Origin of the sequence: Cupriavidus campinensis (assembly GCF_905397395.1) — a bacterium.
Taxonomy (GTDB): domain Bacteria; phylum Pseudomonadota; class Gammaproteobacteria; order Burkholderiales; family Burkholderiaceae; genus Cupriavidus; species Cupriavidus campinensis.
On record NZ_CAJPVH010000001.1, the window covers coordinates 171,863 to 193,985 of the forward strand.

At 68.4% G+C, this 22,123-nt stretch carries 21 protein-coding genes; 8 read left to right on the forward strand and 13 right to left on the reverse strand.

What is annotated here, in order from left to right; genetic code table 11:
- Nucleotides 1-35: 35 nt before the first annotated feature.
- The gene (locus KHO18_RS00785; RefSeq protein ID WP_211942595.1) at nt 36-1,010 is read right to left on the reverse strand and encodes a tripartite tricarboxylate transporter substrate binding protein; all 975 of its coding nucleotides are present in this window, start codon (nt 1,008-1,010) and stop codon (nt 36-38) included.
- A 35-nt stretch (nt 1,011-1,045) separates the two neighbouring features.
- Nucleotides 1,046-1,816, reverse strand: coding sequence for a GntR family transcriptional regulator (locus tag KHO18_RS00790; protein WP_211942596.1), 771 nt, complete (start codon nt 1,814-1,816; stop codon nt 1,046-1,048).
- A gap of 101 nt (nt 1,817-1,917) precedes the next feature.
- Between KHO18_RS00790 and KHO18_RS00795 the strand changes: the two genes are divergently transcribed.
- The 6 genes from KHO18_RS00795 (at nt 1,918) to KHO18_RS00820 (ending at nt 7,910) form a co-directional block, all read left to right on the forward strand.
- Entirely contained in the window at nt 1,918-2,772 is an 855-nt protein-coding gene (locus tag KHO18_RS00795; RefSeq protein WP_144198333.1) for an amidohydrolase family protein, read from the forward strand.
- A gap of 319 nt (nt 2,773-3,091) precedes the next feature.
- Nucleotides 3,092-4,033: a dihydrodipicolinate synthase family protein gene (locus KHO18_RS00800; protein WP_244844420.1), complete on the forward strand. Its 942-nt coding sequence runs from the start codon at nt 3,092-3,094 to the stop codon at nt 4,031-4,033.
- A gap of 102 nt (nt 4,034-4,135) precedes the next feature.
- Nucleotides 4,136-4,780 (forward strand): TRAP transporter small permease, encoded by a 645-nt coding sequence (locus KHO18_RS00805; protein ID WP_211942598.1) that lies wholly within the window; start codon nt 4,136-4,138, stop codon nt 4,778-4,780.
- A gap of 1 nt (nt 4,781) precedes the next feature.
- Complete coding sequence (locus tag KHO18_RS00810) at nt 4,782-6,047, forward strand: TRAP transporter large permease (RefSeq protein ID WP_144198330.1); 1,266 nt, start codon at nt 4,782-4,784, stop codon at nt 6,045-6,047.
- Between the two features lie 83 nt (nt 6,048-6,130).
- Nucleotides 6,131-7,132: a TRAP transporter substrate-binding protein gene (locus KHO18_RS00815; protein ID WP_211942599.1), complete on the forward strand. Its 1,002-nt coding sequence runs from the start codon at nt 6,131-6,133 to the stop codon at nt 7,130-7,132.
- A gap of 97 nt (nt 7,133-7,229) precedes the next feature.
- Nucleotides 7,230-7,910, forward strand: a complete 681-nt coding sequence (locus KHO18_RS00820) for a GntR family transcriptional regulator (protein WP_211942672.1) — start codon at nt 7,230-7,232, stop codon at nt 7,908-7,910.
- 7 nt (nt 7,911-7,917) lie between these two features.
- On the opposite strand, the gene KHO18_RS00825 is transcribed toward KHO18_RS00820, so the two are convergent.
- The 3 genes from KHO18_RS00825 to KHO18_RS00835 all read right to left on the reverse strand — a co-directional run bounded on the left by KHO18_RS00825 (nt 7,918) and on the right by KHO18_RS00835 (nt 12,297).
- Nucleotides 7,918-8,565: a hypothetical protein gene (locus KHO18_RS00825; RefSeq protein ID WP_211942600.1), complete on the reverse strand. Its 648-nt coding sequence runs from the start codon at nt 8,563-8,565 to the stop codon at nt 7,918-7,920.
- A gap of 26 nt (nt 8,566-8,591) precedes the next feature.
- Nucleotides 8,592-9,974, reverse strand: coding sequence for a cytochrome-c peroxidase (locus KHO18_RS00830; RefSeq protein ID WP_211942601.1), 1,383 nt, complete (start codon nt 9,972-9,974; stop codon nt 8,592-8,594).
- Nucleotides 9,975-10,089: 115 nt separating this feature from the next.
- Entirely contained in the window at nt 10,090-12,297 is a 2,208-nt protein-coding gene (locus KHO18_RS00835; protein WP_211942602.1) for an alkaline phosphatase family protein, read from the reverse strand.
- A gap of 325 nt (nt 12,298-12,622) precedes the next feature.
- Here KHO18_RS00835 and KHO18_RS00840 point away from each other — a divergent pair, with 325 nt between their 5' ends.
- On the forward strand, nt 12,623-13,606 hold the full coding sequence (locus KHO18_RS00840) for a 2OG-Fe(II) oxygenase (protein ID WP_211942603.1): 984 nt from the start codon (nt 12,623-12,625) through the stop codon (nt 13,604-13,606).
- Here KHO18_RS00840 and KHO18_RS00845 read toward each other — a convergent pair.
- Genes KHO18_RS00845 through KHO18_RS00865 form a run of 5 tightly spaced genes read right to left on the reverse strand, consistent with a single transcriptional unit; the run spans nt 13,578 to nt 18,618 of the window.
- On the reverse strand, nt 13,578-14,543 hold the full coding sequence (locus KHO18_RS00845) for a tripartite tricarboxylate transporter substrate binding protein (protein ID WP_144198325.1): 966 nt from the start codon (nt 14,541-14,543) through the stop codon (nt 13,578-13,580). The genes KHO18_RS00840 and KHO18_RS00845 overlap by 29 nt on opposite strands.
- A 31-nt stretch (nt 14,544-14,574) precedes the next feature.
- The gene (locus KHO18_RS00850) at nt 14,575-15,507 is read right to left on the reverse strand and encodes an amidohydrolase family protein (RefSeq protein WP_211942604.1); all 933 of its coding nucleotides are present in this window, start codon (nt 15,505-15,507) and stop codon (nt 14,575-14,577) included.
- Nucleotides 15,458-16,666, reverse strand: a complete 1,209-nt coding sequence (locus KHO18_RS00855) for a CaiB/BaiF CoA transferase family protein (protein WP_211942605.1) — start codon at nt 16,664-16,666, stop codon at nt 15,458-15,460. The genes KHO18_RS00850 and KHO18_RS00855 overlap by 50 nt, the downstream gene beginning before the upstream one ends.
- A gap of 26 nt (nt 16,667-16,692) precedes the next feature.
- Nucleotides 16,693-17,682 carry a tripartite tricarboxylate transporter substrate binding protein gene (locus KHO18_RS00860; protein ID WP_144198322.1) on the reverse strand — a complete coding sequence of 330 codons (990 nt, stop codon included), beginning with the start codon at nt 17,680-17,682 and terminating at the stop codon, nt 16,693-16,695.
- A 48-nt stretch (nt 17,683-17,730) separates the two neighbouring features.
- On the reverse strand, nt 17,731-18,618 hold the full coding sequence (locus KHO18_RS00865; protein WP_211942606.1) for an HpcH/HpaI aldolase/citrate lyase family protein: 888 nt from the start codon (nt 18,616-18,618) through the stop codon (nt 17,731-17,733).
- Nucleotides 18,619-18,714: 96 nt separating this feature from the next.
- On the opposite strand from KHO18_RS00865, the gene KHO18_RS00870 reads away from it, so the two are divergent.
- Nucleotides 18,715-19,590, forward strand: a complete 876-nt coding sequence (locus KHO18_RS00870) for a LysR substrate-binding domain-containing protein (protein ID WP_211942607.1) — start codon at nt 18,715-18,717, stop codon at nt 19,588-19,590.
- Here the strand turns inward: KHO18_RS00870 and KHO18_RS00875 are convergent.
- From KHO18_RS00875 to KHO18_RS00885, 3 genes are all read right to left on the reverse strand, one after another.
- A complete protein-coding gene (locus KHO18_RS00875) occupies nt 19,513-20,487 on the reverse strand; it encodes a DMT family transporter (RefSeq protein ID WP_244844422.1) in 975 nt (324 codons plus the stop codon). The genes KHO18_RS00870 and KHO18_RS00875 overlap by 78 nt on opposite strands.
- Nucleotides 20,484-21,407, reverse strand: coding sequence for a bifunctional helix-turn-helix transcriptional regulator/GNAT family N-acetyltransferase (locus tag KHO18_RS00880; RefSeq protein WP_211942608.1), 924 nt, complete (start codon nt 21,405-21,407; stop codon nt 20,484-20,486). The genes KHO18_RS00875 and KHO18_RS00880 overlap by 4 nt, the downstream gene beginning before the upstream one ends.
- 70 nt (nt 21,408-21,477) lie before the next feature.
- Entirely contained in the window at nt 21,478-22,107 is a 630-nt protein-coding gene (locus KHO18_RS00885; RefSeq protein ID WP_144198318.1) for a TetR/AcrR family transcriptional regulator, read from the reverse strand.
- Nucleotides 22,108-22,123 lie beyond the last annotated feature (16 nt).

Consider the following 22,123-nt stretch of genomic DNA (forward strand, 5'->3'; position numbering starts at 1 on the left):
TTCGTTTTGAATGTTCTACGACGTCGCGCCGGCGCTTATTCCGGCTTGACGTTGCCGTCCTTGATGACCTTGGCCCAGAGCCGCGTCTGGGTATCGATAAAGCGCGCCGCCTCGGCCGGCGGGGCGCCTACCACCTCGCCGCCCAGCTCGGCCACGCGCTGGCGGATCTCCGGACTACCCATGACCTTCTGGAGCGCGCCCGACAGCCGCGCCACCACGGCTTCCGGCGTGTTGGCAGGCAGGAAGGCGGCATTCCATTCATAGACCTCGTAGCCCGCCACGCCGGCTTCCTGCATGGTCGGCACGTTGGGCAGCGCGGACGTGCGCGTATGGCTGGTCACCGCCAGCGGCCGCAGCTTGCCTGCCTTGATGTGCTGGAGGCTCGAAGCCACGTTGGCGAAGAACAGCGGCACCTGCCCGGCAATGACATCGGTCATCGCCGGGCCGCCGCCCTTGTATGGCACGTGGAGCAGGTCCACGCTGGCGCGCTGCTCGAACAGCACGCCGGACAGGTGCTGCGCCGAGCCGTTGCCTGACGAGGCAAACGCCACCGTGCCCGGCTTCTGCTTCGCCAGCGCCAGCACGTCCTTGACGTTCGTCGCCGGGAAGGCGGGATTGGCGACCAGTACATTGGGGTAGCGCGCCAGCACGCCCACCGCCCGGAACGCCTTGGCGGGGTCGTAGGGCAGGCGCGGATAGAGGCTTGGGTTCACCGCGTAGGAGGACGCGTCCACCATCAGCGTGTAGCCATCGGGCGCGGCCTTGGCCACGTACGACGCGCCAATCTGCCCGCCCGCCCCGGGGCGGTTTTCCACGATCACCGTCTGGCCGAGTTCCCGGCCCAGCCCCGGCGCAATCAGCCGCGCCATCAGGTCGGCGCCGCCGCCGGGCGGATAGGTGACCACGATGGTCAGCGGCCGCGTGGGCCATGGCTGAGCGGGGTCGGCGGCGTGCAGCAGGGTCGGCTGCAAGGCCAGGCAAGCCAGGGTGAGAGGGATCAGGGAACGCATGGGGTGTCTCCGTCGAATCAGTTTTTGGGGGGAGGTCAGCGGATCTCGGCCGTGTAGCGGAAGGCATAGGCATCGCCCCGGGTCAGCCGGTATTCGACGCACTGGCCCTGGATATCGAACGCCTGGCGTGTGACCAGGGCACAGGGGTGGGAGGGCGGCAGCGCGAGCAGGTCAGCTTCCTCGGCATCGAGCAGGCGGAAGGTCACCTCGTCCATCGCCCGGTGCACGGTGATGCCGCAGCGCTGGCTCAGCAGCGGATAGAGCAGCTCGCCCCACTCGGCCACCGGGGTGTCCTGCAACGCCGCGCAGCGCGGCAACGGCAGCCAGATCGATTCGAGCAGGCGTGGGGTGTCCGCCACCCAGCGCCGGCGCGAGATGGCCAGGCCCCGCGCGCCGGCCTCCAGCCCGAAGCGGCTGGCCATGCCCTTATCCAGCCGCACGCTGCGGCAGGACAGGATTTCCGAGCGCGGCACCGCCGTGGGCGCCGCATCGGCGTCCGCCTCCGAGCGGAAGCGGAAAAAGCGCATCATGCTGGCGCCGCTCCCCCCGGTCAGGCCGGTGCGTACGAAGGTGCCCTTGCCCTGCACCCGCTCCAGCAGCCCCTGCTGCACCAGCACGGCAATCGCCTGCCGGATCGTGCCGAGCGCGATGCCGAATTCGACTGCCAGCGCACTTTCGGCCGGAATGGCGGTGCCCGGCGACCATTCGCCCGTGACGATCTTCTGCTGCAATTGCGCGGCAATCTGCCCGTAGCGGCTCATGCCTGCCGAGGCGGCTGCCGGTTGGCGCGTGGCATTGTCTGGCATCTGGTGTCCGTGTTAGATTCCACTCCTATAGAGGACTAGAGTACCCGGACCGGGCCAGCCCGCCATATCGGGGCTAACCCGCACAGAGGAGAATCGTGCCGATGACGACAAGCCAGACGCTGGTGGATTGCCACTTTCATGTCTTCGATGCCGGCGTGGCCGTGGCCTCGGCGCGCTATCGGCCGCCCTATGCCGCGCCGCTGGCGGACTGGCTGGCCATGGCCGGCGCGCTGGGCGACCCGGCGGTGGACCCGGTGGACGCGGTGGACCCCTACGGCGTGGTAGTCCAGACCAGCTTCCTGGGCACCGACAACTCGGCCATGCTGGCCGCGCTGGGCCGCATGCCGGGGCGGCTGCGCGGCGTGGCGGTGGTCGATCCCGCCGTGAACGACGCCGAACTCGCCACGCTGGATGCCGCCGGGGTCCGGGGCATCCGCCTGAACCTGTATGGCGATGCCGGCTGGCGCCGCATTGACACCGCGCCGTGGCGCACGCTCTTCCAGCGCGTGGCGGCGCTGGGCTGGCACGTCGAGCTCCACACCAACAACGGCGACGGCGCGACGGTGCTGGCCGCGCTCGACATCGCGATGGGCGAAACATCAGCCCCCATCGTGCTCGATCACTTCGGCCGCCCCGGCCCGCTCGGCGTGGACGACCCGGTCTTCGACACGGCCCGCACCGTGGCCGTGCGGCGCCCGCTCTGGATCAAGATCAGCGCGCCCTACCGGCTGGCCAGCCCTAATCAGTGGCCGGCACTGGCCGCGCATTGGGCCGAAGTAGCGGGGCCGGACCGCCTGCTCTGGGGCAGCGACTGGCCGTGGACCAACCACGAAGCCCCGGCGCGCGCCGACGAGTGCCGCGCGGTGATGGCCTGGTTCGCACAGCGGCCGGATCTGACGGAAGGCTTGCGCTGGCGCAATGCCGCCGCGCTCTACGGCTTCGCGCTGGCGGGCTGACACCGAATCTGCTTCCAGCGCGCGTGGCCGCGAGCACCGCCTGACGCGCTGACGCGGCGCGTCCGTGCCGGTGCACCAGCCCCGCCGGCGGTGCAAGGCATGCCCTGCGCCGGGGCGAACCCGTTCGCCCCCCCCTCCCCCCTTTCCGTCCATTTTTCCCTCCTCATTCCCCCAATCCCAGCCCCCAAGCCGGATTCCGGGCGCGCCGGCTATCAGGGTATTCACTGGCATTGCTCTTGCTAGACCAATGCTGGAAGATATCCTAAATATATTAAGCAGATATTTGCGAGCCCAACCCGACCCAACCGAGGAGTCCCCTGTGACCAATTCGACCAATTCGAGCAACGCCACCAATCCCCGTTGGACCGGCATCTTCCCCGCTATCACCACCAAGTTCCACGCCGACGAGCGGATCGATGCCGAGGGCACGAGCCGTCACATCGAATTCCAGATCCGCAATGGCATCCACGGGCTGGTGACCTGCGGTTCGCTGGGCGAGGCCAGCACGCTGTCGCTCGAGGAGAAGCTCGACGTGGCGCGCATCGCCGTGGAAGCCGCCGATGGCCGCATCCCGGTGCTGGCCAACGTCTCCGAAACCAGCACGCGAGACGCGCTGCGCTATATCGACGGCGCGAACAAGCTCGGCGTGGCCGGCTTCATGGTGATGCCTTCGGTGATCTACGTGGCCGATGCCCGCGAAGCGATGCAGAACGTGCGCGTCATGGCGGAAGCCGCCCAGAAGCCGGTGATGGTCTACAACAACCCGGTCGCCTACCGGGTGGACCTCAAGCCCGAGCACATGGTGGAGCTGGCGGACTGCAAGTGGGTGGCGGCGATCAAGGAAAGCACGGGCGACATCCGCCGCGTGACCGACCTGCGCAACACCCTGGGCGACCGCTACCAGATCTTCATGGGCGTGGACGACCTGGCCTACGAAGGGCTGGCGCTGGGCTGCGACGGCCTGCTGGCCGGCGTGGGCTGCGCCTTCCCGCGCGAGACCGTGGCGCTGTTCGACCTGATGAAGGCCGGCAACTTCGCCGAGGCGCTCAAGCTGTACCAGTGGATGACCCCGATGCTCCACCTCGATGTCTCCAACAAGCTGGTGCAGAACCTCAAGCTGATCGACACCCTGGTCGGCGTGGGCTCCGAGTTCATGCGCCGCCCGCGCCTGCCGCTGGTGGGCGAGGAGCGCGCCTTCGTCGAGCGCGTGGTGCGCCAGGCGCTGGAGACGCGGCCGGCGAAGTACCAGTCGGTGGTGTGATGCGGGCCTGCGGCGGTTCCGTGCCGCCGCAGGCATCCAACTTGCACCAGCCGTCGCGTCCGCGATCGTCACGACCGCCCTTCGTCCTGGAGTCTGCCTGCCATGCCTGACCTTTCCTCCCTCACCGCGGCCGAAGCGCCCGCCACGGCCACCGTTGCGCGACCGGTACGCTGGGTGCTGCGCGCCTCGGACGCCGTGCTCGCCGTGGAGCGCTACGTGCTCGGCGGCCTGATGACGCTGCTGGTGCTGCTGATCCTGCTCAACGTGGTCACGCGCTACGCAGGGCTGCCGCTGTACTGGGTGGACGAGGCATCGGTCTACGCGGTGGTGTGGCTGACTTTCGTCGGCGCCTCGGTCATGACGCGCCTGCGGCTCGATTTCGCCGTGGGGCTGCTCACCGAGCACCTGCCCCCGAAGGCCGCCCGCGCCGCCAAGGCCATCGCCACGGGCGGCGTGCTGGTGTTCGGGCTGGCGCTGCTGGCGATGTGCTGGGTCTGGATGGACCCGGTCGGCATTGCCCGCTACGGCTTCGACGCCCGCGAGTACGCGGCCGAATCGTTCAACTTCCTCTACACCGAGCACACCCAGACGCTGGAATGGCCGGTCTGGGTGCTCCAGCTGATCATGCCGCTGTTCTCCTGCACCCTGAGCCTGCACGCGCTGGCCAACCTGCTCGAAGACCTGGACCTGGCGCCGCGCCGCACCTTCCCCGAGTTCCAGGTGGGTAATTCCGAGACGGTGAACTGACATGCCGACAACCTTCTTCTTCTGCGGCGTGATGCTGGTTGGCGTGCCCATCGGCATCTGCCTGTGCCTGGCCGGGCTGGCGTTCATCTTCAGCACCGGCGCCACCGTGCTGCTGCAATCGTTCCCCTCGCAGATGTTCGCGGGCGTGGACAGCTACGGCCTGATCGCCATCCCCCTGTTCATCCTGATCGGCGAGATCATGAACAGCGGCGGCATCACGCGCCGGCTGGTCGACCTGTCGATGGCCTTCGTCGGCTCGATCAAGGGTGGGCTGGCCTACGTCAACATCCTGGCCAACATGCTGGTGTCGTCGATCATCGGCTCGGCCACGGCCCAGGTGGCGATCATGTCGCAGGTGATGGTGCCCGAGATGGAGAAACAGGGCTACGACAAGACCTTCGCGGCCGGGCTGACCGTCTACGGCGGCATGCTGGGGCCGATCATCCCGCCCTCGGTGATGTTCGTGGTCTACAGCGTGCTGGCCCAGGTGGCCGTGGGCGACATGCTGATCGCCGGCATCCTGCCCGGGCTGCTGCTGACGGTGCTGTTCTTCATCATCATCGCCATCATGGGGGTCTTCTACAACTACCCCCGCAGCGCGCGCAAGACGCTGCGCGAGCGCGCCACCACCGTGATCCAGGCCAGCCCGACGCTGCTGATCCCGGTGGTGATCGTCGGCTCCATCCTCGGCGGCGTGGCCAATCCCACCGAAGCCGCCGCCGTGGGCGCGCTGGCCGCGGCGCTGGTCGGCCGCTACGTGACCAAGGAGTTCGACCTGCGCACGATGCCGGCCATCCTGCTGCGCTCGGCCATCTATTCGGCCATCGTGCTGTTCCTGGTGGCGGCTGCCGCCGTGTTCTCGTGGCTGCTGATCTACGGCAAGATTCCGCAGATGGTGGCGGCCTGGATCCAGACCATCGCCCACAGCCCGGTCGAATTCCTGCTGCTGGCCAACGTGATCCTGCTGATCATCGGCACGGTGATCGACGGCATTCCGGGGCTGATCATGACCGTGCCGATCCTGCTGCCGATCGCCACCGAGGTCTACCACATCGACCCGCGCCACTTCGGCGTGGTCATCGTCATCAACCTCGTGCTCGGGCTGATGTCCCCGCCCGTGGGGCTGAGCTTCTTCGTGGCCTCCGCCGTCACCGGCGCCAAGCCGGGGAAGATGTTCATGGTCACGCTGCCCTTTTTCCTGATCAGCTGCGTGGCCCTGGTGCTGCTCTCGCTGTTCCCGAGCCTGTCCATCGGCCTGCTGGACTAGCCGCCCGATCCAACCCGATCCAACCCGATCCCTTGCTGTCCCATCCGCCTCGCCGTTACCCATCGAACCGCACTGGAGCCGCCATGACCCTCATCACCCGCCGCCGTTTCCTCAAGACCACCGCGCTGGCCACCGTTGCCGCGCCCATGGTCATCACCTCCACCACCCGCGCCGCCACCACCAAGGAATTCCGCCTGGGCCTGATCACGCCCGCCGGCCATTCGTGGAACCGGGCCGCCGTGGCCTTCGGCGAGTCGCTCAAGAAGGAAACCGACGGCCGCCTGACCGTGACCGTGTTCCACTCGGGCCAGCTCGGCAATGAGTCCGCGATGATGCAGCAGCTCCAGTCCGGCGCGCTCGACATGGGCTGGATCCAGGCGGCCGAACTCGGCTCGCGGGTGTCCAGCGTGGCCGCCATCAACGCGCCCTACCTGGTGCGCTCCACCAGCAGCGTGGCCAAGCTGGTGCGCACGCCGGCGGCCCTGAAGCTGCTGGACGCCCTGCCGCGCGAAACCGGCACCATCGGCCTGGGCTGGGGCATCACCGGCATGCGGGTGGTGTTCGCCACGCGCGACATCAATTCGCCGGACGACCTCAAGGGCATGAAACTGCGCATCAACCCCACGCCGGTCTACCGCGACTTCTATTCGATGCTGGGCGCCGCGCCCACCCCGATCCCCACCCCGGCCGTGTTCGACGCCATGACCAATGGCCAGGTGGATGGGCTGGAGGCCGACATCGAACTGTCCTGGAACCAGCGCTACGACAAGATCTCCAAGTCCCTGCTGCCGATGAACGCGCTGTTCATGCCGTTCGCGCCGCTGGTCTCGGGCCGAATCTGGCAAGGGCTGGACGCGAAGGACAAGGACCTCGTGCGCGCGCTGGTCACGCAGTCCCTGACCGCGCAGATCAACGACATCGTCACCACGGAGGCGGGGCTGATCGAGAAGCTCAAGCAGTCGTCGGTCCACTTCAAGAGCGTGGCCAACTACGACCCGGCGCCGGCGATCCAGAAGTTCGACGCCCTGTGGGTGGCCAAGGCCCCGGCGATTCCCGAGCTGCGCAAGATCGGCGCCACGCTGTAAGCGCACTGAGCGCACTAAGCGCCCTGAGCGCTCTGAGCCCCGCGGGGGCGGTCACGGCATAATGTCGACCGCCGCCCCCGCTGCCAACCTGTTCGAGATGCCGACACCTTCCAGAAACCAGAGCGCCGAGACTGACAATCGTGAAAAGCGCCGCGCCGCCGACGTGGCCTACGACCGCATCGAGACGCTGATCTCCAAGCTCGAGATCGCCCCCGGCAGCCCCGTGGTGGAGGCCGAGCTGGCCGAACTCACCGGGCTGGGCCGTACGCCCGTGCGGGAGGCGCTGGTGCGCATGGTGTCGATGGGGCTGGTGCTCCAGCAGCCCCGGCGCGGGCTGATTGTCTCGACCATCGACGTCATGGACCATCTGGACGTGCTGGCCACGCGCCGCGTGCTGGAGCGGCTGATTGCCGCCAACGCCGCGCGCCGCGCCACCGACGCCCAGCGCAAGGCGCTGATCGCCTGCGCCCAGAAGATGGTCAAGGCCGCCCAGCGCGGCAACCTCGACGAATACATGGCCGCCGACCAGGCGCTGGACCACGTGAACCACGCGGCCTGCCGCAACCGCTCGGCGGTCAAGGCGGTGATCCCGCTGATCGTGCAGTGCCGGCGCTTCTGGTACGCCTACCAGCACGAAGGCGAGATTGCCGAGGGCGCCCAGGCCCACCTGGTCATGGCGCAGGCCATCGCCAGCGGCAACGAAGCCGAAGCCGCCAACGGCGCGGAGCGGCTGATGGACTACCTGGAGCGCTTCGCGCGCCGCGTCGTCAACGCCTGATCCCTCGTTATTGCATCGGCTGCCAGCCACCGCTGGTAGCCACCAACTGCTGCGTCAGCGCCATCGTGCCGCTGCCCCGCACCACGCGGGCCAGCACGGGGAAGGCGCCCTGCACCGCCGCATCACTGGCCCAGGGGGCCGGATCGAGCATATAGGTGTAGCGGACGGTGGCGGTGGCGTGCGCCGGCTTGTCGTCGCTGCCGCTGCCGCTGGCCTTGGGTGTATCCCAGCCGGTGACCTTGTTCACGCGGACGTGGCCGTAGCAAAGATCCGGCTCGGCGGTGTCCGCACCTTTCGCAGCCGTCTTGGGATGGGCGTTGACGAAGCCGCGCCCCTTGTCGGTCAGGTCATAGCGCAGCGCCTTCACGGTTTCCGTCTCGCCATTCTGGTGGCGCAGCGTCATTTCCGCGCGGGTGTGCGCCACCAGCCCGGCATGTTCGAGCGCGGGCATCTGGATGCCGTCGCGCAGTGTCCCCGCCACGGGCAGGTCCGGCACATCTACCGGCCAGCGATGGCGGCCGATGCAGAGGTCGCCGTGCGCTTCGAGCTGCTTCTCCAGCGCGGCGCGGAAATTGGCCTCATTGGGGGCGTCCGGGGCGCTGCAGCCGGCGAGCACGGCCAGCGCGGCAAGGCTGGCGAAAAGAATGGGTTTCATGGTCTGGGTGTCGGTGAAATAACGGGTCATGGCGTCTTTGGCTTGTGCGCGGCGTTCGCGGCCGCATTCACGGCAGCGGCTTCCGCCACCGTGTGGGCCTGCGGACCGCTCTCGGCGGTGCCCGCCGGCGGCACGAAGCCATCGGTCAGCGTCTTCAGGAAAACGATCAGGTCCTGCATCTCGGGGTCGGTCATCGGCGTGGCGCTGCCGGGCTTGCGCAGGTCCAGCGGCATCTGGTCGTCCAGGTTGGCGCGGTATGGCGCCGGCAAGTCGTTGAACTTGTTCACGCGGCCCTTGGCATCGCGCGGATACCACTTCTCCGGCGCGGTATCCCGGGTGTTGTAGAAGCGCACCACCTCCTCCAGCGACTTGAACACCCCGTTGTGCATGAACACGTGGCGCGTAGCCACGTTGCGCAGCACCGGCGTCTTGAACATGCCGCAGGTGGCCGCCGCGCCCTTGTCCTTGCCGGGGCGGTGGTCGGTGCGCAGCGGGCCGCACAGGCCGAGGTCGAAATACTTCGGATCGGCATTGGCCGGGATCTCCATATTGCGCGGCACCCCGATCGCGGCGAACGAGTAGTCGCTGGTCATGTCCTGGCTGCCGTCGTTGCCGCCGCCAATCAGGTGACAGGCCATGCAGTTGCCCTTGTTGGGGTCCAGGAACACGCGCAGGCCACGGATCTCCGCATCGGTCAGCGCGCCGCCCAGCTTGTTGTTGCGGTAGCGGTCGAACTTGCTGCTGTAGGGGTGGAAGCTGCGGTCTTCCACCTGGAACGCCTGCAGGGCGGCGCCGACCAGCGTGAAGGCCCGCCCGGTGTCGTCGAACACGGTGGCGCCGTAGGTCTGGCGGAAGGCGTCGGCGTGGGCGCCGTGCTGTACGGCCTCGACCACGGCGGCTTTGCTCGCATTGGCCATCTCGTTGGACGCCAGCAGCGGAATCGCGGCCTGCTCGGCGATGGTGTTGGCGCGCCCGTCCCAGGTCAGGCCGCCGCCGGGGCCGGGCGGGCTGACCATGTCGGGGTTCTCGAAGGTATCCGAGTAGGCGTTGGTGTACTCCTTGTACATCAGCGTGGGCACGGCGCGCGTGCCCGGCACCTTGCCGTCGGCGCCGCCCAGCTGCACGGAGAGGTCGTTGGCCGGCGCGTAGGCGTGGTTGGGGTCGTGGCAGGTGGCGCACGACATCTTGCCCGTGCCAGACAGCGAGGGATCGAAAAACAGCTTCGCGCCGAGTTGTGCGGCGGGTGACAGAGGCGATGACGGCGCCGATGCCGGCGCGGCAACCGTCTGCACGGCGGCCTGGGCTGGCGTGGCAGCGTGCGGCGCCGTCTCGGTCGCCGGCTTGCAGCCGACGAGCGTGACAGCACACGCAGCCGCCAGCAGGCTGGCGGCAAGAATGGAGTGGGACATGGTCTGGATCAGCGGTGGCAGCCGGGCGCACAGTCGGGCCAGGCCCGGTTGCGCACCATAAGAAGATCGGGGCCCCGGGCGACGGCCTGCGCCGCGCGCCCGGCGCCCCGCCACATCAGGACTTGATCGCCCAGATATTGGTCTGCGTGGCATCCGGCCCGCTGGCCGTGTTGCCGCCACTCAGCGTGCCGCTGCCGCTCACACCGGGCGTGGCGCCGCCCGAGACGATATCGCCGGCCTTGACCACGTAGTTGTGGTTCATCGGACGCACCGAATCGAAGTGGGTGTTGGCGCTACCCGAGTACTCGGCCAGGTTGGCCAGGTTCTGGGCGATGTACTGCTCGGTGTACTTCGAGCGGTTCATGTACGACGTCGGCACGCCCGGGTCGGCCAGCGCGAACATGTCCTGCATCGTGCGCACGAACGAGAAGTGGCTGTAGGCGTCCGAGTCGATCACCTGCTTCGGCGCGCCCGGCTGGTTGGTCAGCAGACCGAAAATGGTCGGACCATCGCCCTTGTTGCCGCCGTTGTAGCGCGGAATCGCCGTGGTGATGCCTTCGCCCAGCGGCGCGCCGCTGGTGGTGCCGCCGCCCACGTTCCAGCCGCAGCACGACGAACTGCCGAAGAAGCTCGAACCCTCATCGAACAGCATGACGATGGCCGACCGGCGGCTGGTGTTCTGCCACACCGGCGATGCCTTGATGGTCTCCACCAGGTACTTGGCGTAGGCGTCGCCGCGCTTGATGCCCGGCACGCCCGAGGTGCAGTCCGCCACCGCCGAGCCGGTACCGTGGATGTCGTCGCACTGGTCTGGGACGATGTAGTTCAGCGCGCCGATGTCGCCGCTCTTCAGGTCATCCTCGAACTGGTGGGTGTTCCAGGTGATGCCATGGCCCTGCGCATAGGTCTGGATGGCCGCATCCCACTGGCCGCCGCCCACGGTACGGTTCAGGTTCCTGAAGAAGTCCGGACGGTTGCGCACCTCGTCGAAGTTCACCGCCGGGTGGTGCTTGGTCTTGTACAGGCTGGAAATCATCGGCTCGGTGGCACCGGCGCCGGAGGTCACGTTGACGGCGGTGATGGTGGCGTTGCCGGCACCATCCCGGCGCGGGTCCTGGCCCGGGTCCATCGACTCGCTGTACACGCGCGTGCCCATGCCGGCGTTGTACATCGCCGTGAACAGGTTGCGGTGGCCCTTGAGGTTGTGGACCTTGGTGTCGGCGTTGCAGGCGGCCAGCGGCTGGTAGACGTCGGTGGGCTGGTTGGCGGTATCGCCCGCCGGCAGGCAGTTCCAGGGGTTGTCGTCGGCCACGCCCCAGTCGTCGGCGCTGGCCAGCGAGATGTAGTTCGGCTCGCTGGGGTTGCCGGTGGAGAAATAGTTGGCCGCCTTGTTGCCCTCCTGGTTCAGGTACTTGTAGAAGTTCGGGTAGGCCGGATCGTCGATGGTCTGGTTGCTGTGGTTCTCGAACACCACCACGAACAGGTGGTCATAGCGCGGAATGCCTTCCGGGTTGAACGCGGCGTCCTGCGCGGCCTTCAGCGTGGTGACCGGATCGGTGGCGGCATCACTGATAAAGCCCCGGTCCAGGATCTTCGAGGCCAGGGTGTAGCGGCCGGCGAGCGTGTTCGACTCGGTCAGCAGCGCCGTGGCGGCGTGGGCATCGGCCACGCTGGCCGGCAGGGCCAGTACGTCGTCGGCCTTGACCGTGACATCGGCCGTGCCGCCGGTGAGGCTCAGGCGGCTGGCGATGGCGGTCTTGGCGTCGGCCACGGTCAGGGATTCGGCTTCGGTCAGGCGCACCACTTCCGTCGATAACGGGCTGATGACTACCTGAGCGCCATTTTCCGCCTGCTCGGCCGCGCTGCGCAGCACCAGCTTGCTGGCGACCTTGGCGGGGGCGCCGCTGGCGTCGGTGTAGGTGGCGTCCGTACCGACCACGGCCACCAGGCTGGCGGCTGCGGTGGCCAGGGTGAAGCGGCCATCGGCGCCGGTGCGCGTGGCGGCCTCGCCGTTGTCGCACACGCCGTTGCCGTTGGTATCGGCGCACACGGTGGCATTGGCGTAGGCGATGGGGACGATGGTCTGCTGGACGTCATCGCCCGTGCTGCTCTTGGCGTAGTCCACGCCCGCGGCGGACGACATGGCGACGCCAGTGGGGTTCTTGAGCGCCGTGCCCATCACGCTGCCGCTGACCGTGGCCGGGGTGGCACCGGGATTGGACGCGGCCGGGGTGCCGCCGCCATCGCCGCCGCAGGCGGCCAGCATGGCGGCTGCGGCCAGCGCCGTGAGTAACGGAACAAAGCTGTGGTGTCTTGGGTGCATGTTTTTTTGGCTCGCCGGGCTAGGGCGATATGTAGTGGGTATCGTTGGCGTGCCGCACCCAAAAAGCCCGCCCCGTCGCGATGGTTCGAGCGGGTGGGCCGCCTGCGCGAGGGAGTTTTCGACGGGGGAAAGCCTGTACGCGATCCCTCGTCATGTGTGCAGCGGCTCTGATCCTAGGAGCCAAATATGACCGTTTGATTGCCCCGGCACCACGCGAAAGTTACAGAAAATTTCAAGCCGGCAACGGGTTGCAACCCGTATGCAATGCCGGGATACTGGCGCCGCCCGCTACCCATGCCGTCCCATGCACGCCTCGCCCCAACCCATGGCCCCCGCCTCTGCACCCGCCTCTGCTCACTCTGCGGCCACCCCGCCGCGCCAGCTTGCCACGCTGCATTTCACCGCCGAGTTGCGCGACTGGATCGTCCAGGCCCTGCAGCGCGGCGGCCGCCCGGATGAGCTGGTGCGCGCGCTGGCCGCGCAGCGCTTTGCGCCGGACGTGGCGCGGGAACTGGTGGAGGCCTTCGCCCGCGTGCTGCGCGAGGGGCTGCCGATGCCGGAGGGCAGCATCACGGTGGCGCGCGCCGCCCCGGCCACGACGCCCGCCCAACCCCGGCTGCCGCGCGCGTCGGTGCTGCACGGCGGCGACCGCAACATACCCGTGCTGTCCCGCACCGAGCGCCCCGTGGTGGCCGTGCTCGAAGGCGTGCTCAGTGATGAGGAGTGCGATGCATTGATGGCCGAGGCACGGCCGCGCCTGGCGCCCTCCACCCTGGTCGATCCGCGCACCGGCGAGCACATCGTGAGCCCGGACCGCACCAGCGAGGGCATGTTCTTCCGCCTGGCCGAGGCGCCGTGGCTGGCCACCCTCGACGCCCGCATCTCCGCCCTGATGCAGATGCCGATGGAGAACGGCGAGGGCTTGCAGGTGCTGCGTTATGCGCCGGGGGCGCAGAGCCGCCCGCACTTCGACTTCCTGATGCCGAACAACGCCGCCAACCAGGCGTCGATCGCCCGCAGCGGGCAGCGCGTGAGCACGATGGTGATCTACCTGAACGACGTGCCAGCGGGCGGGGAAACGCTCTTCCCCGAGATCGGCCTGTCCGTGGTGCCGCGCAAGGGCAATGCGCTGTACTTCGAGTACTGCGACGACCACGGCCAACTCGATGGCCGCACCTTGCATGCGGCTGCCGAAGTGCTGGCCGGCGAGAAATGGGTGGCGACGAAGTGGATGCGGCAGCGGCGCTTCGTGCCCGCTGCCGAAGCCGAGCGCCAGGAACTTACTCCACCCGAATCCCGCGCGCCTTGACCAGCGCCTGCCAGCGCGTCGATTCGGTGTGGAGGAAGCTCTTGAACGCCTGCGGCGTGTTGCCCACCGGATCGAGCCCGGCCTGCTGGAGCTTGGCGCGCACCGCCGGGTCCGCCACGGCCTTCTGCACGGCGCTCGCGATGGCCTGCACACGGTCCGGCGGCGTGCCCTTGGGCACGAAGACGCCGTTCCACTCCAGCACCTCGTAGTTCGGCATGGCGCTCTCGGCCAGCGTCGGCGTATCGGGCAGCGCCTTGAGGCGCGTCTTCGAGGTCACCGCCAGCGCGCGCAGCTTGCCGCCCGTCACGTACTGGAGCGTGGAGGCGGTGTTGCCGAAGTAGGACGCCACTTGCCCGCCCATCACATCGGTCAGCGCCGGCGCGCCACCCTTGTAGGGCACATGAAGCAGTTCAATCTTGCCCTGCTCGTTGAACATCTCGGCGGCCAGGTGGGAGCCCGTGCCGGCGCCAGCGGACGCGTAAGTCAGCTTGCCGGGCGTCTTCCTGGCGGCAGCGATGAACTCGGCCACGGTCTTGTAGGGCGCGTTGGTGGCCACCACCAGGATCTGCGGCGCCGTGGCGACCAGCGAAATCGGGATGAAATCGGCCGATGGGTCGAACGGCAGCTTGCGCAGCGCGCCGTTCACGGCGAAGGCGGAGGCGTCGTAGAGCACGGTGTAGCCATCCGCCGGGGCCTTCGCCACGGCATCCGCACCGATCACGCCGCCGGCACCCGGCTTGTTGTCGATCACCACGGTCTGGCCGAGGAGTTCGCCCACCTTCTGGGCGACTACCCGCGCGGTGTTGTCCGCCCCGCCGCCGGCCGAGTACGGCACCACCATGCGGATGGGCTTGTCCGGGAAGGCGAAAGCGGCGAGCGGCACGGCCGCGACGAGGGTGGCCACGGCCTTGCCGAGGCGCTGCAGGGTCTTGCTCATGAATGTCTCCGAAGTTTTATTGTGTTGGCGTTTATGGCGCCTCGAATCCGTACAGCGCGGCGGGGTTGTCCACCAGGATGCGGCGGCGCGCCGACTCGGTGCCGGCCCAATCGGCCAGCAGGTCGAACAGCAAGGCGTCGTCCGGCTTGGCGTGCGGCTCCGTGGAATGGGGCCAGTCGCTGCCCCAGACGAGCCGTTCCGGCGCCGCCTGCACCCACGCCCGGGCCACTGGGGCGATATCGGCATACCCACCGCCGGCGCCGACCATCGAATCCAGATAGGCGCCGGACAGCTTCAGCCACGCACGGCCCTTCGCCAGCAGCCCGGACACCAGCGCGAACGCCGGATGCGCCGTGCCACCGGGCAGCGGCAGGCGGGCCAGATGGTCGAACACCAGCGGCGTGGGCAGCCGCGCCAGCAGGTCGCCATGGGCGACGATCTGGTCGGCGGTCCAGTGCAGTTGCAGATGCCAGCCCAGTTCGGCGATGCGGTGCGCCAGCGTCTCCACCATCTCGAAGCCCACCACGGCGTGGGCCGGGGTGTACAACGAGAAGCGGATGCCCCGGATGCCGCCGGCATGGAGCGCCTGCAGGGTGTCATCGGACACATCGGGCCGCACCACCCCCACGCCGCGCGTGTTGGCGAGGCTAAGCTGGCGGATCGCATCGAGGGTGCAGCTGTGATCGGTGCCGTAGCAGCGGGGCTGGACGATCACCGCGCGACGCGTGCCCAGCAGCGCCTGCACCCGCCGGTAGTCCGCCACGGTGGCGTTGGCCACAGCCGGGGCGATGGCCGGGAAGCGTGCGTCGTAGATATGGAGATGGGCGTCGCAGGCGTCCGGCCATGCCGTGCTGCGTGGCGCGGCGCTGGCCGTGCTGTTCGGCACGGGCTGGAAGCCAGCCTCGGTCTCCCCCTCAGCCACGGCCGGCCAGCCGGTCGGCCGCCTCGCGGACGGTGTCCCCATGCTGGTCCAGCGCCGGCGCGGCAAACGGCTCCGGCCCCGGCGTGCGGCCAAATTTCACGGCGCGCGTAAAGCCGCGATAGCGGCCCACCACCGGGTGGTCGAACGTGGTCACCATCTCTTCGGCCAGCACCTGCGGGAAATCGAACATGTCTTCCACCGAGCGCGCCGCCGCGCAGGGCACTTCCTCGCCGAACTCGGCCTCCCATTCCAGCGCCGACCGCTGCTGCAGGGCCGCGTGCAGCTTGGGCAGGATTTCGCCCTGATGCTGGGCGCGCTTGCGCACGCTGTCGTAGCGGTCGGTCGAGAGCAACTCCCCCAAACCCGTCTTCTCGCACAGGGCGCGCCAGAAGTGCGGGGTGTTGGCCGAGATGTAGAGATAGCCGTCCCGGGTGGGATGGATGCCGGTGATGCCGCCCGAGCGCATGTCGCGCCCCACGTCGCGCGGCTCCGAGTCGGCCCAGACCATGCGGGCTGACTGCATGGTCAGCGCCGCGCGCAGCAGCGACACGCCCACGTACTGCCCCACCCCACTCTTCTCCCGCTCATAGAGCGCGGACGCCACGCCGCCCGCCACCAGCGCCGAGGCGTAGTAGTCCACCACCGAGCCGTACAGGATCTCGGGCGGCCCGCCGTGCTTGCCCTGCAGCGTGCACATGCCGGTCATGGTTTGCAGCACCTGGTCGTAGCCGGCCTTGTCCTTGAGCGGCCCGGCCTCGCCGTAGCCGGTGACCGCGCAGTAGATCAGGCGCGGATTGACGGCGGCCAGCTGCGCGTAGCCAATGCCCAGCCGCCCCGGCACGCTGGGCCGGAAGTTATGCACCAGCACATCGGACTCGCGCACCAGCGCCAGCAGCCGGTCCAGATCGGCCGGGGCCTTCAGGTCGAGCACCACGCCCAGCTTGCTGCGGTTCACGCCCAGGAATGCGCGGGACTCCGACTCCAGCGTGGACGGGTACTTGCGCAGGTTGTCGCCGACGGGCGGCTCCACCTTGATGACGTCCGCGCCCTGATCCGCCAAGAGCGAGCAGCCGTACGGCCCCGCGATATAGGCGCTCAGGTCCAGCACGCGCACGCCGCTCAGCGGGCCGGGCTGTCCTGCCCGCTGCGTGCCGAAGTCCGTGGCTTGGCTCGTGGCTTGGCCATTGGTGTTGGGTTGCATACTTGCTCCGAAAAATCTCTCAATACTCAATCCGCGACGATGTTCTGCTGCTTGGCCAGCGCCTTCCAGCGGGTCACATCGGCGGCAATCGTCTCGCCGAACTTCTGCGGCGTGCCCGGCGTGACCTCGGCGCCTTCCTTCAGGATCGCCTCCTTGACGGCGGGCTTGGCCAGCGCCTGATTCACCGCCGCATTGAGCCGCGCGACAATCGCCGGCGGGGTGCCAGCGGGCGCCAGGAAGCCCCACCAGAGTTCGAACTCGTAGCCGGGCACGGCGGTGGCCATCGGCACCAGATCCGGCGCAATCGGGCTCGGCCTCAGGCTGGTAATACCCACGGCGCGGACCTTGCCGGCGCGCACCATCGGCAGCAGGGAGGGCCCGCTGGAAATCAGCAGCTGGGTCTGGTTGCCGATCAGGTCGGTCACGGCCGGGCCCATGCCCCGGTACGGCACGTGCGTGATGGCCAGCTTGCCGGCCTGCGCCTTGAGCAGCTCGGTGCCGAACTGGTTCACGCTGCCCGGGCCGGACGACGCGTAGTTGTACTTGCCGGGATTGGCGCGGATGGCGTTGATCAACTCCTGCGGCGTCTTGGCCGGGAAGTCATTGCTGACCGCCACGATGAACGGCCCGTGGGCCACCATCGCCACCGGCGCGAAGCTCTTCACGGCATCGAACGGCAGCTTGCTCTGGATGGCCGCGTTGGTGGTCATGCTGGAGGACACCGCGACGAGCGTGTAGCCGTCCGGCGCGGCCTTGGCCGCCAGCCCGGTGCCGGTGTTGCCGCTCGCGCCGGGCCGGTTGTCGATGACCACGGGCTGCTTCAGTTCCTCGCCGATCTCCTTGGCCACGATGCGCGCGAAGATGTCGTTCGAGCCCCCCGGCGGGTACGGCACGATCAGGGTGATGGGCTTGGAGGGGTAGGCGCCCTCGGCGGCCAGGGCCGGCGCGGTCATAGAGGCGGTTGCGGCGATCAGGCCAAGGCATACCACGGCACGCAGCGACGATGGATTCGTCATGGTGTTTGTCTCCTGTGTTTTTTATGTAGGAATGCGGGGGGAATCCGATCAGGCGGGGATCAATCCAAGCCTCCGGCCAATCTCGACAATCGCCTGCGCGCGGCGCACAAACGGGGGATCGATCATCTTGCCGTCCACCACATAGGCACCCACGCCCTTGGCGTCCGCCTCTTCGGCAGCGGCCACCACACGCAGCGCGTGGGCGATTTCCTCGTCGGACGGCCGGTAGACCTCGTTGGCCAGTGCAATCTGGCTCGGGTGGATGCAGCTCTTGCCCAGGAATCCCATCTGGCGGGACATCTCGGCCTCGGCACGGAAGCCCTCGGTGTCGCGGATATTGGCGAACACCGTGTCGTAGGCATAGACACCGGCCTCGGCAGCCGCCATCCGCACGGCGAACATGGCGGAGGCAATCGCCGCCGTGTTGCGTCGATGCACGCCGGCCGGCTCGAACAGGTCGCCCAGCCCAAGCTGGAGGCCCGCCACGCGCGGATGGGCGCCGGCCAGCTCGGCGGCCAGCCGCAGCGCCCGAGGCGTTTCGATATTCAGCAGCAGCCCGACCTTGCCAACGGTGCCTTGGCCATCGCCAAACCCATTCGCCCGCTCGGCCTGCTCGATGGCTGCCGCCGCACGGCGCACGTCATCGGCGCTCTCCGGCTTGGGCAGGTTGACCAGATGCAAACCCGGTACGACCACCGCTGCCAGATCGGCCTCGAAATGTGACGTATCGAGCCTATTCACGCGCACGATCAGCGTCTTGGTACTGGCGCGCGTCTCGGCGGCACGCAGCAGGCCGGAGAGCAGCGCGCGGGCCTCGCCCTTCTTCTCCTCGGCCACCGCATCTTCCAGGTCGAAGGACAGCGCGTCGGCATCGCTGGCCAGCGCCTTGGCGAAAAACTCGGGGCGGGAACCGGGCACGAACAGCTTGCTTCTCATGGCGAATACCGTATCTCCGTGGGGGTGACAGGCAGTGTCCGTGAATCGATGAAAAAGATAAACTATCCTTTACTACGTTCGTACATTAGAACTTCTATGGAAACCGCTTACCTGAAGGCTTTCGCGCTGGTGGTGGAGACCGGCACGCTGGCAGAAGCCGCGCGGCGGCTCAATGTGACGCCGGCGGCGATCTCGCAGCAGATCCAGGTGCTGGAGCGGCAACTCGGCACCACGCTGCTGGGGCGGGCCGGCCGTACCGTGGCGCCCACCGAGTCCGGGCGAAGGCTGGCGGCGCGTTGCGTAACGCTGCTGCGGGAAGTGGATGAACTGAGGGGATGGGTGAATCAGGCGGATGCCGTGCGCGAACTGCGCATCGGCACGATCAACACCGCGCTGCACAGCCTGCTGCCAGACGCGCTCGCGCGGTTCGCGGCGGTGCACCCCGGGGTGTCGGTGCATATCCGCTCGGCGCTGTCCCACGAATTGTTCGATGCGGTGAAGGATGAGTCACTCGATGCCGCGGTCTGCCTGCATCCGCCCTTCGCCCTCCCCAAGACCTTCGCCTGGGATTTGCTGCGGCAGGAGCCGCTGGTGGTGCTGGCGCCCGCGCAGGACCGCGACGCCGATCCGCACGAACTCCTGCGCACCCGGCCCCTGATCCGCTATGACCGCAGCCTGGGCGGCGGCAAGCAGGCCAGCGACTATCTGCGCCGCGCCGGCATCACGCCCGCGCAGGAGCGCTTCGAGCTGAGTTCGCTGCTGGCTATCGCCATGATGGTGGACCGTGGGCTCGGGGTGTCGCTGGTGCCGGACATCGCCTCGCCGCTGACCGCCGGGCTCCATATCGCCAAGCTGACCCTGCCGATCGAGCCGGAGCCGCGCCGCTTCGGCCTGCTATGGCGCCGGACGTCGCCCGGGGCCAGCGTGATCCGCTCCTTCCTCGAGCAGGCCCGGCTGGCGGCGGGCACCTGATCCTGAGGGGCGGCGGCCCTGCTGGGTGATCAGCAGCCCGCTGACCACCAGCGCAATCGACATCAGCAGTGACCACGAGGGCCACTGGCGGCCCACCAGCAGTTCCAGCACCGCCGCCGTCACCGGTCCCAGCGCCTGGAAGCCGACGACCCGGCTCGCCTCCAGCCGCGTCAGCGCCCAGAGCCAGCAAAAGTACCCCACGCCGCTGGACAGCCCGATAAAGGCGACATGCCCCCACTGCGTCGACGACAAGGACGGCCACAGCGGCTGCCCGGTCGTCGCGCAGAGCGCCAGCAGGAACACCACCGCCGCGCACATCGCCAGCACGCTGGTCGGCAAGGCGGGATAGCACTGGAGCAAGGGCCGAACCAGCAGGCTGCACACGGCGCCGATCACGGTCGCGCCGATCAGCGCGGCCATCGCCCCGAGATGCGTGCCGCCGCCTACGCCAGCGGTGCCACCGAGGGGCGCCCCATGCAGCAACACCGCCACGCCCGAGACGGCGCAAACCAGCCCCGTCAGCTTGGGCAGGCTGAACGCCTCCTGCCCGCTCAGCACGGCCAGCAGCATCGTGAACAGCGGCATGGTCGAGAACACCAGCGCGCAGGTGGTGGCCGAGAGCACGCCGAGCGCGTGGTTCAGCAACACGATCAGCACGGCGAACTGGAACACGCCCAGCGCGGCGAGCACCGCCGCATCTTTCCAGGCGAATCGAGTCGGGGTCCGGGTGCCGAGCCAGGCCGGCCCCGCCAGCACGCACAGGCCAATCAGATAGCGCAGGAAGGCCAGCGTGGCCGGCGACGCATCGGCGGACACCGCCCGGGTCGACACCATCGCCGCCCCCACCAGGATGCCGGTCAGCGCGGCAGCGACGATGGCCGAGTGGCTGCCCCTCACAGGTCCCGCGCCCAGATCTGGCCGACGAGATCCTTGCCGAAGCTGTGATGGGCCTCCTCCTCCACCAGCGTGAAGCCGGCCTTTTCGTAGATCTTGCGGGCGTCGGTCAGGATGCTGTTGGTCCACAGCATCATCCGCTTGTAGCCGGCCGTCCGGGCAAAGCGCAGGCACTCATCCACCAGCCGATGGCCGATACCCAGCCCGCGCGCGCTGGCATCCACATAGAGCATGCGTAGCTGGGCGGTCTCCGCGTCGTGCCGCACGACGAAGACGGAACCCACCGCCTTGCCGTCCTTCTCCGCAATCCAGCAGCGCTCGCCGCTCGGGTCGTAGTCGCGCAGGTACTTGGCGACGATCTCCGCCACCAGCGCCTCGAACTCGCTATTCCAGCCGTACTCGCGCGTGTACAGCACCGCCTGCTGGCGCACGACCCAGCCCATGTCGCCCGGCTGCGGGTCGCGCAGGATGTAGCTCGGGGTCGATTCGCCTAGCAGGGCTTCGATCTGCGTCATGGCCTCCACCAACTGCTGCTGGCTGGACTCGGTCATGCGGCCGAGCATCCCCGTCACCTCGTTGCGCGAGGCCAGGTTCAGCACCTCGAAGGTCGCCCGGCCGGCATCGGTCAGCGCCAGTTCACTGACGCGTGCGTCCGCCTGCGAGCGGGTCTTGGCCACCAGCCCCTGCTTCTCGAAGCCGGCAATCACGCGGCTCAGGTAGCCCGCGTTCAGCCCCAGCTCGCGGCACAGGTCGGACGAGGTCAGGCCCGTGCGATGGGCCAGCTCATAGAGGATGCGGGCTTCGGTGAGGGAAAACTCGCTTTCCAGCAGATGCTCGTGCAGCAGGCCGATCTGGCGGGTGTAGAAGCGATTGAAGCGGCGCACGGTTTCGGCGCGCGCCAGCACTTGCGGATTGGGAGACATGTCGAGGACGATTTATTTGCCTGAGGCAAATTATTTGTTGCCCCAGGCAAATAAATCAAGAAATTCCGATTCAGTTCCGCGCGCCTGCCCTCAGTACCAACGCCAACTGGAGCGCGGTGGCCGCCACGGTGTCCACATCGGGTACGTGCCCGTGCCGAATCCAGTGCAGCGCCACGTGGATGATGCCGCCCGCCACGCCGGCCAGCAGCATCGGATCGGGCTCCGGGGCACCCGGGAGCAGCGTACGGGCGAGCAGTCCGCCGAATTCGCGCAGCGACCGGCCCAGCGCTTCGTCCACCAGCCGGCTCACACCCCGGATCTCCACCAGGAACACCCGGGCCGAGCGCGGCTCGCACTGCAATGTGCCGAAATAAGCACGCAGGATGGCCAGCGCGCGATGTTCGCCGTCGCCGCCGGCATCCTCGCCCGCCTGCTCGATGCGCAGCAGCAGCCGATGCGTGACCGTTTCAAACGAAGCCAGCAGCAGCGCTTCGCTATTGGCGAACGATTCGTAGAAGTAACGCTCGGTCAGGCCGGCGGCTTCGCACACGGCCTTGACCGTGGCGTTCTGGTAGCCGCGCTCGCCGTAGACCTGCACGGCAGCGGCAATCAGTTGGGCACGGCGCTGGGCGCGGCGCTCTTCGGCTTCGGCGCCGCGATAGCGGCGGGCAGGGATCAGCTCGGCAGTCATGGGCGCCAGTATGACATTCCCTATT

Excerpts from the sequence above, each read along its gene's own strand:
- KHO18_RS00790 (WP_211942596.1), bottom strand. The coding sequence starts at position 1,816 with ATGCCAGACAATGCCACGCGCCAACCGGCAGCCGCCTCGGCAGGCATG.
- KHO18_RS00805 (WP_211942598.1), top strand. The coding sequence starts at position 4,136 with ATGCCTGACCTTTCCTCCCTCACCGCGGCCGAAGCGCCCGCCACGGCC.
- KHO18_RS00810 (WP_144198330.1), top strand. The coding sequence starts at position 4,782 with ATGCCGACAACCTTCTTCTTCTGCGGCGTGATGCTGGTTGGCGTGCCC.
- KHO18_RS00815 (WP_211942599.1), top strand. The coding sequence starts at position 6,131 with ATGACCCTCATCACCCGCCGCCGTTTCCTCAAGACCACCGCGCTGGCC.
- KHO18_RS00860 (WP_144198322.1), bottom strand. The coding sequence starts at position 17,682 with ATGACGAATCCATCGTCGCTGCGTGCCGTGGTATGCCTTGGCCTGATC.
- KHO18_RS00785 (WP_211942595.1), bottom strand. The coding sequence starts at position 1,010 with ATGCGTTCCCTGATCCCTCTCACCCTGGCTTGCCTGGCCTTGCAGCCG.
- KHO18_RS00830 (WP_211942601.1), bottom strand. The coding sequence starts at position 9,974 with ATGTCCCACTCCATTCTTGCCGCCAGCCTGCTGGCGGCTGCGTGTGCT.
- KHO18_RS00880 (WP_211942608.1), bottom strand. The coding sequence starts at position 21,407 with ATGTCTCCCAATCCGCAAGTGCTGGCGCGCGCCGAAACCGTGCGCCGC.
- KHO18_RS00845 (WP_144198325.1), bottom strand. The coding sequence starts at position 14,543 with ATGAGCAAGACCCTGCAGCGCCTCGGCAAGGCCGTGGCCACCCTCGTC.
- KHO18_RS00795 (WP_144198333.1), top strand. The coding sequence starts at position 1,918 with ATGACGACAAGCCAGACGCTGGTGGATTGCCACTTTCATGTCTTCGAT.
- KHO18_RS00835 (WP_211942602.1), bottom strand. The coding sequence starts at position 12,297 with ATGCACCCAAGACACCACAGCTTTGTTCCGTTACTCACGGCGCTGGCC.
- KHO18_RS00855 (WP_211942605.1), bottom strand. The coding sequence starts at position 16,666 with ATGCAACCCAACACCAATGGCCAAGCCACGAGCCAAGCCACGGACTTC.
- KHO18_RS00820 (WP_211942672.1), top strand. The coding sequence starts at position 7,230 with ATGCCGACACCTTCCAGAAACCAGAGCGCCGAGACTGACAATCGTGAA.
- KHO18_RS00865 (WP_211942606.1), bottom strand. The coding sequence starts at position 18,618 with ATGAGAAGCAAGCTGTTCGTGCCCGGTTCCCGCCCCGAGTTTTTCGCC.
- KHO18_RS00870 (WP_211942607.1), top strand. The coding sequence starts at position 18,715 with ATGGAAACCGCTTACCTGAAGGCTTTCGCGCTGGTGGTGGAGACCGGC.
- KHO18_RS00850 (WP_211942604.1), bottom strand. The coding sequence starts at position 15,507 with ATGGGGACACCGTCCGCGAGGCGGCCGACCGGCTGGCCGGCCGTGGCT.
- KHO18_RS00840 (WP_211942603.1), top strand. The coding sequence starts at position 12,623 with ATGGCCCCCGCCTCTGCACCCGCCTCTGCTCACTCTGCGGCCACCCCG.
- KHO18_RS00825 (WP_211942600.1), bottom strand. The coding sequence starts at position 8,565 with ATGAAACCCATTCTTTTCGCCAGCCTTGCCGCGCTGGCCGTGCTCGCC.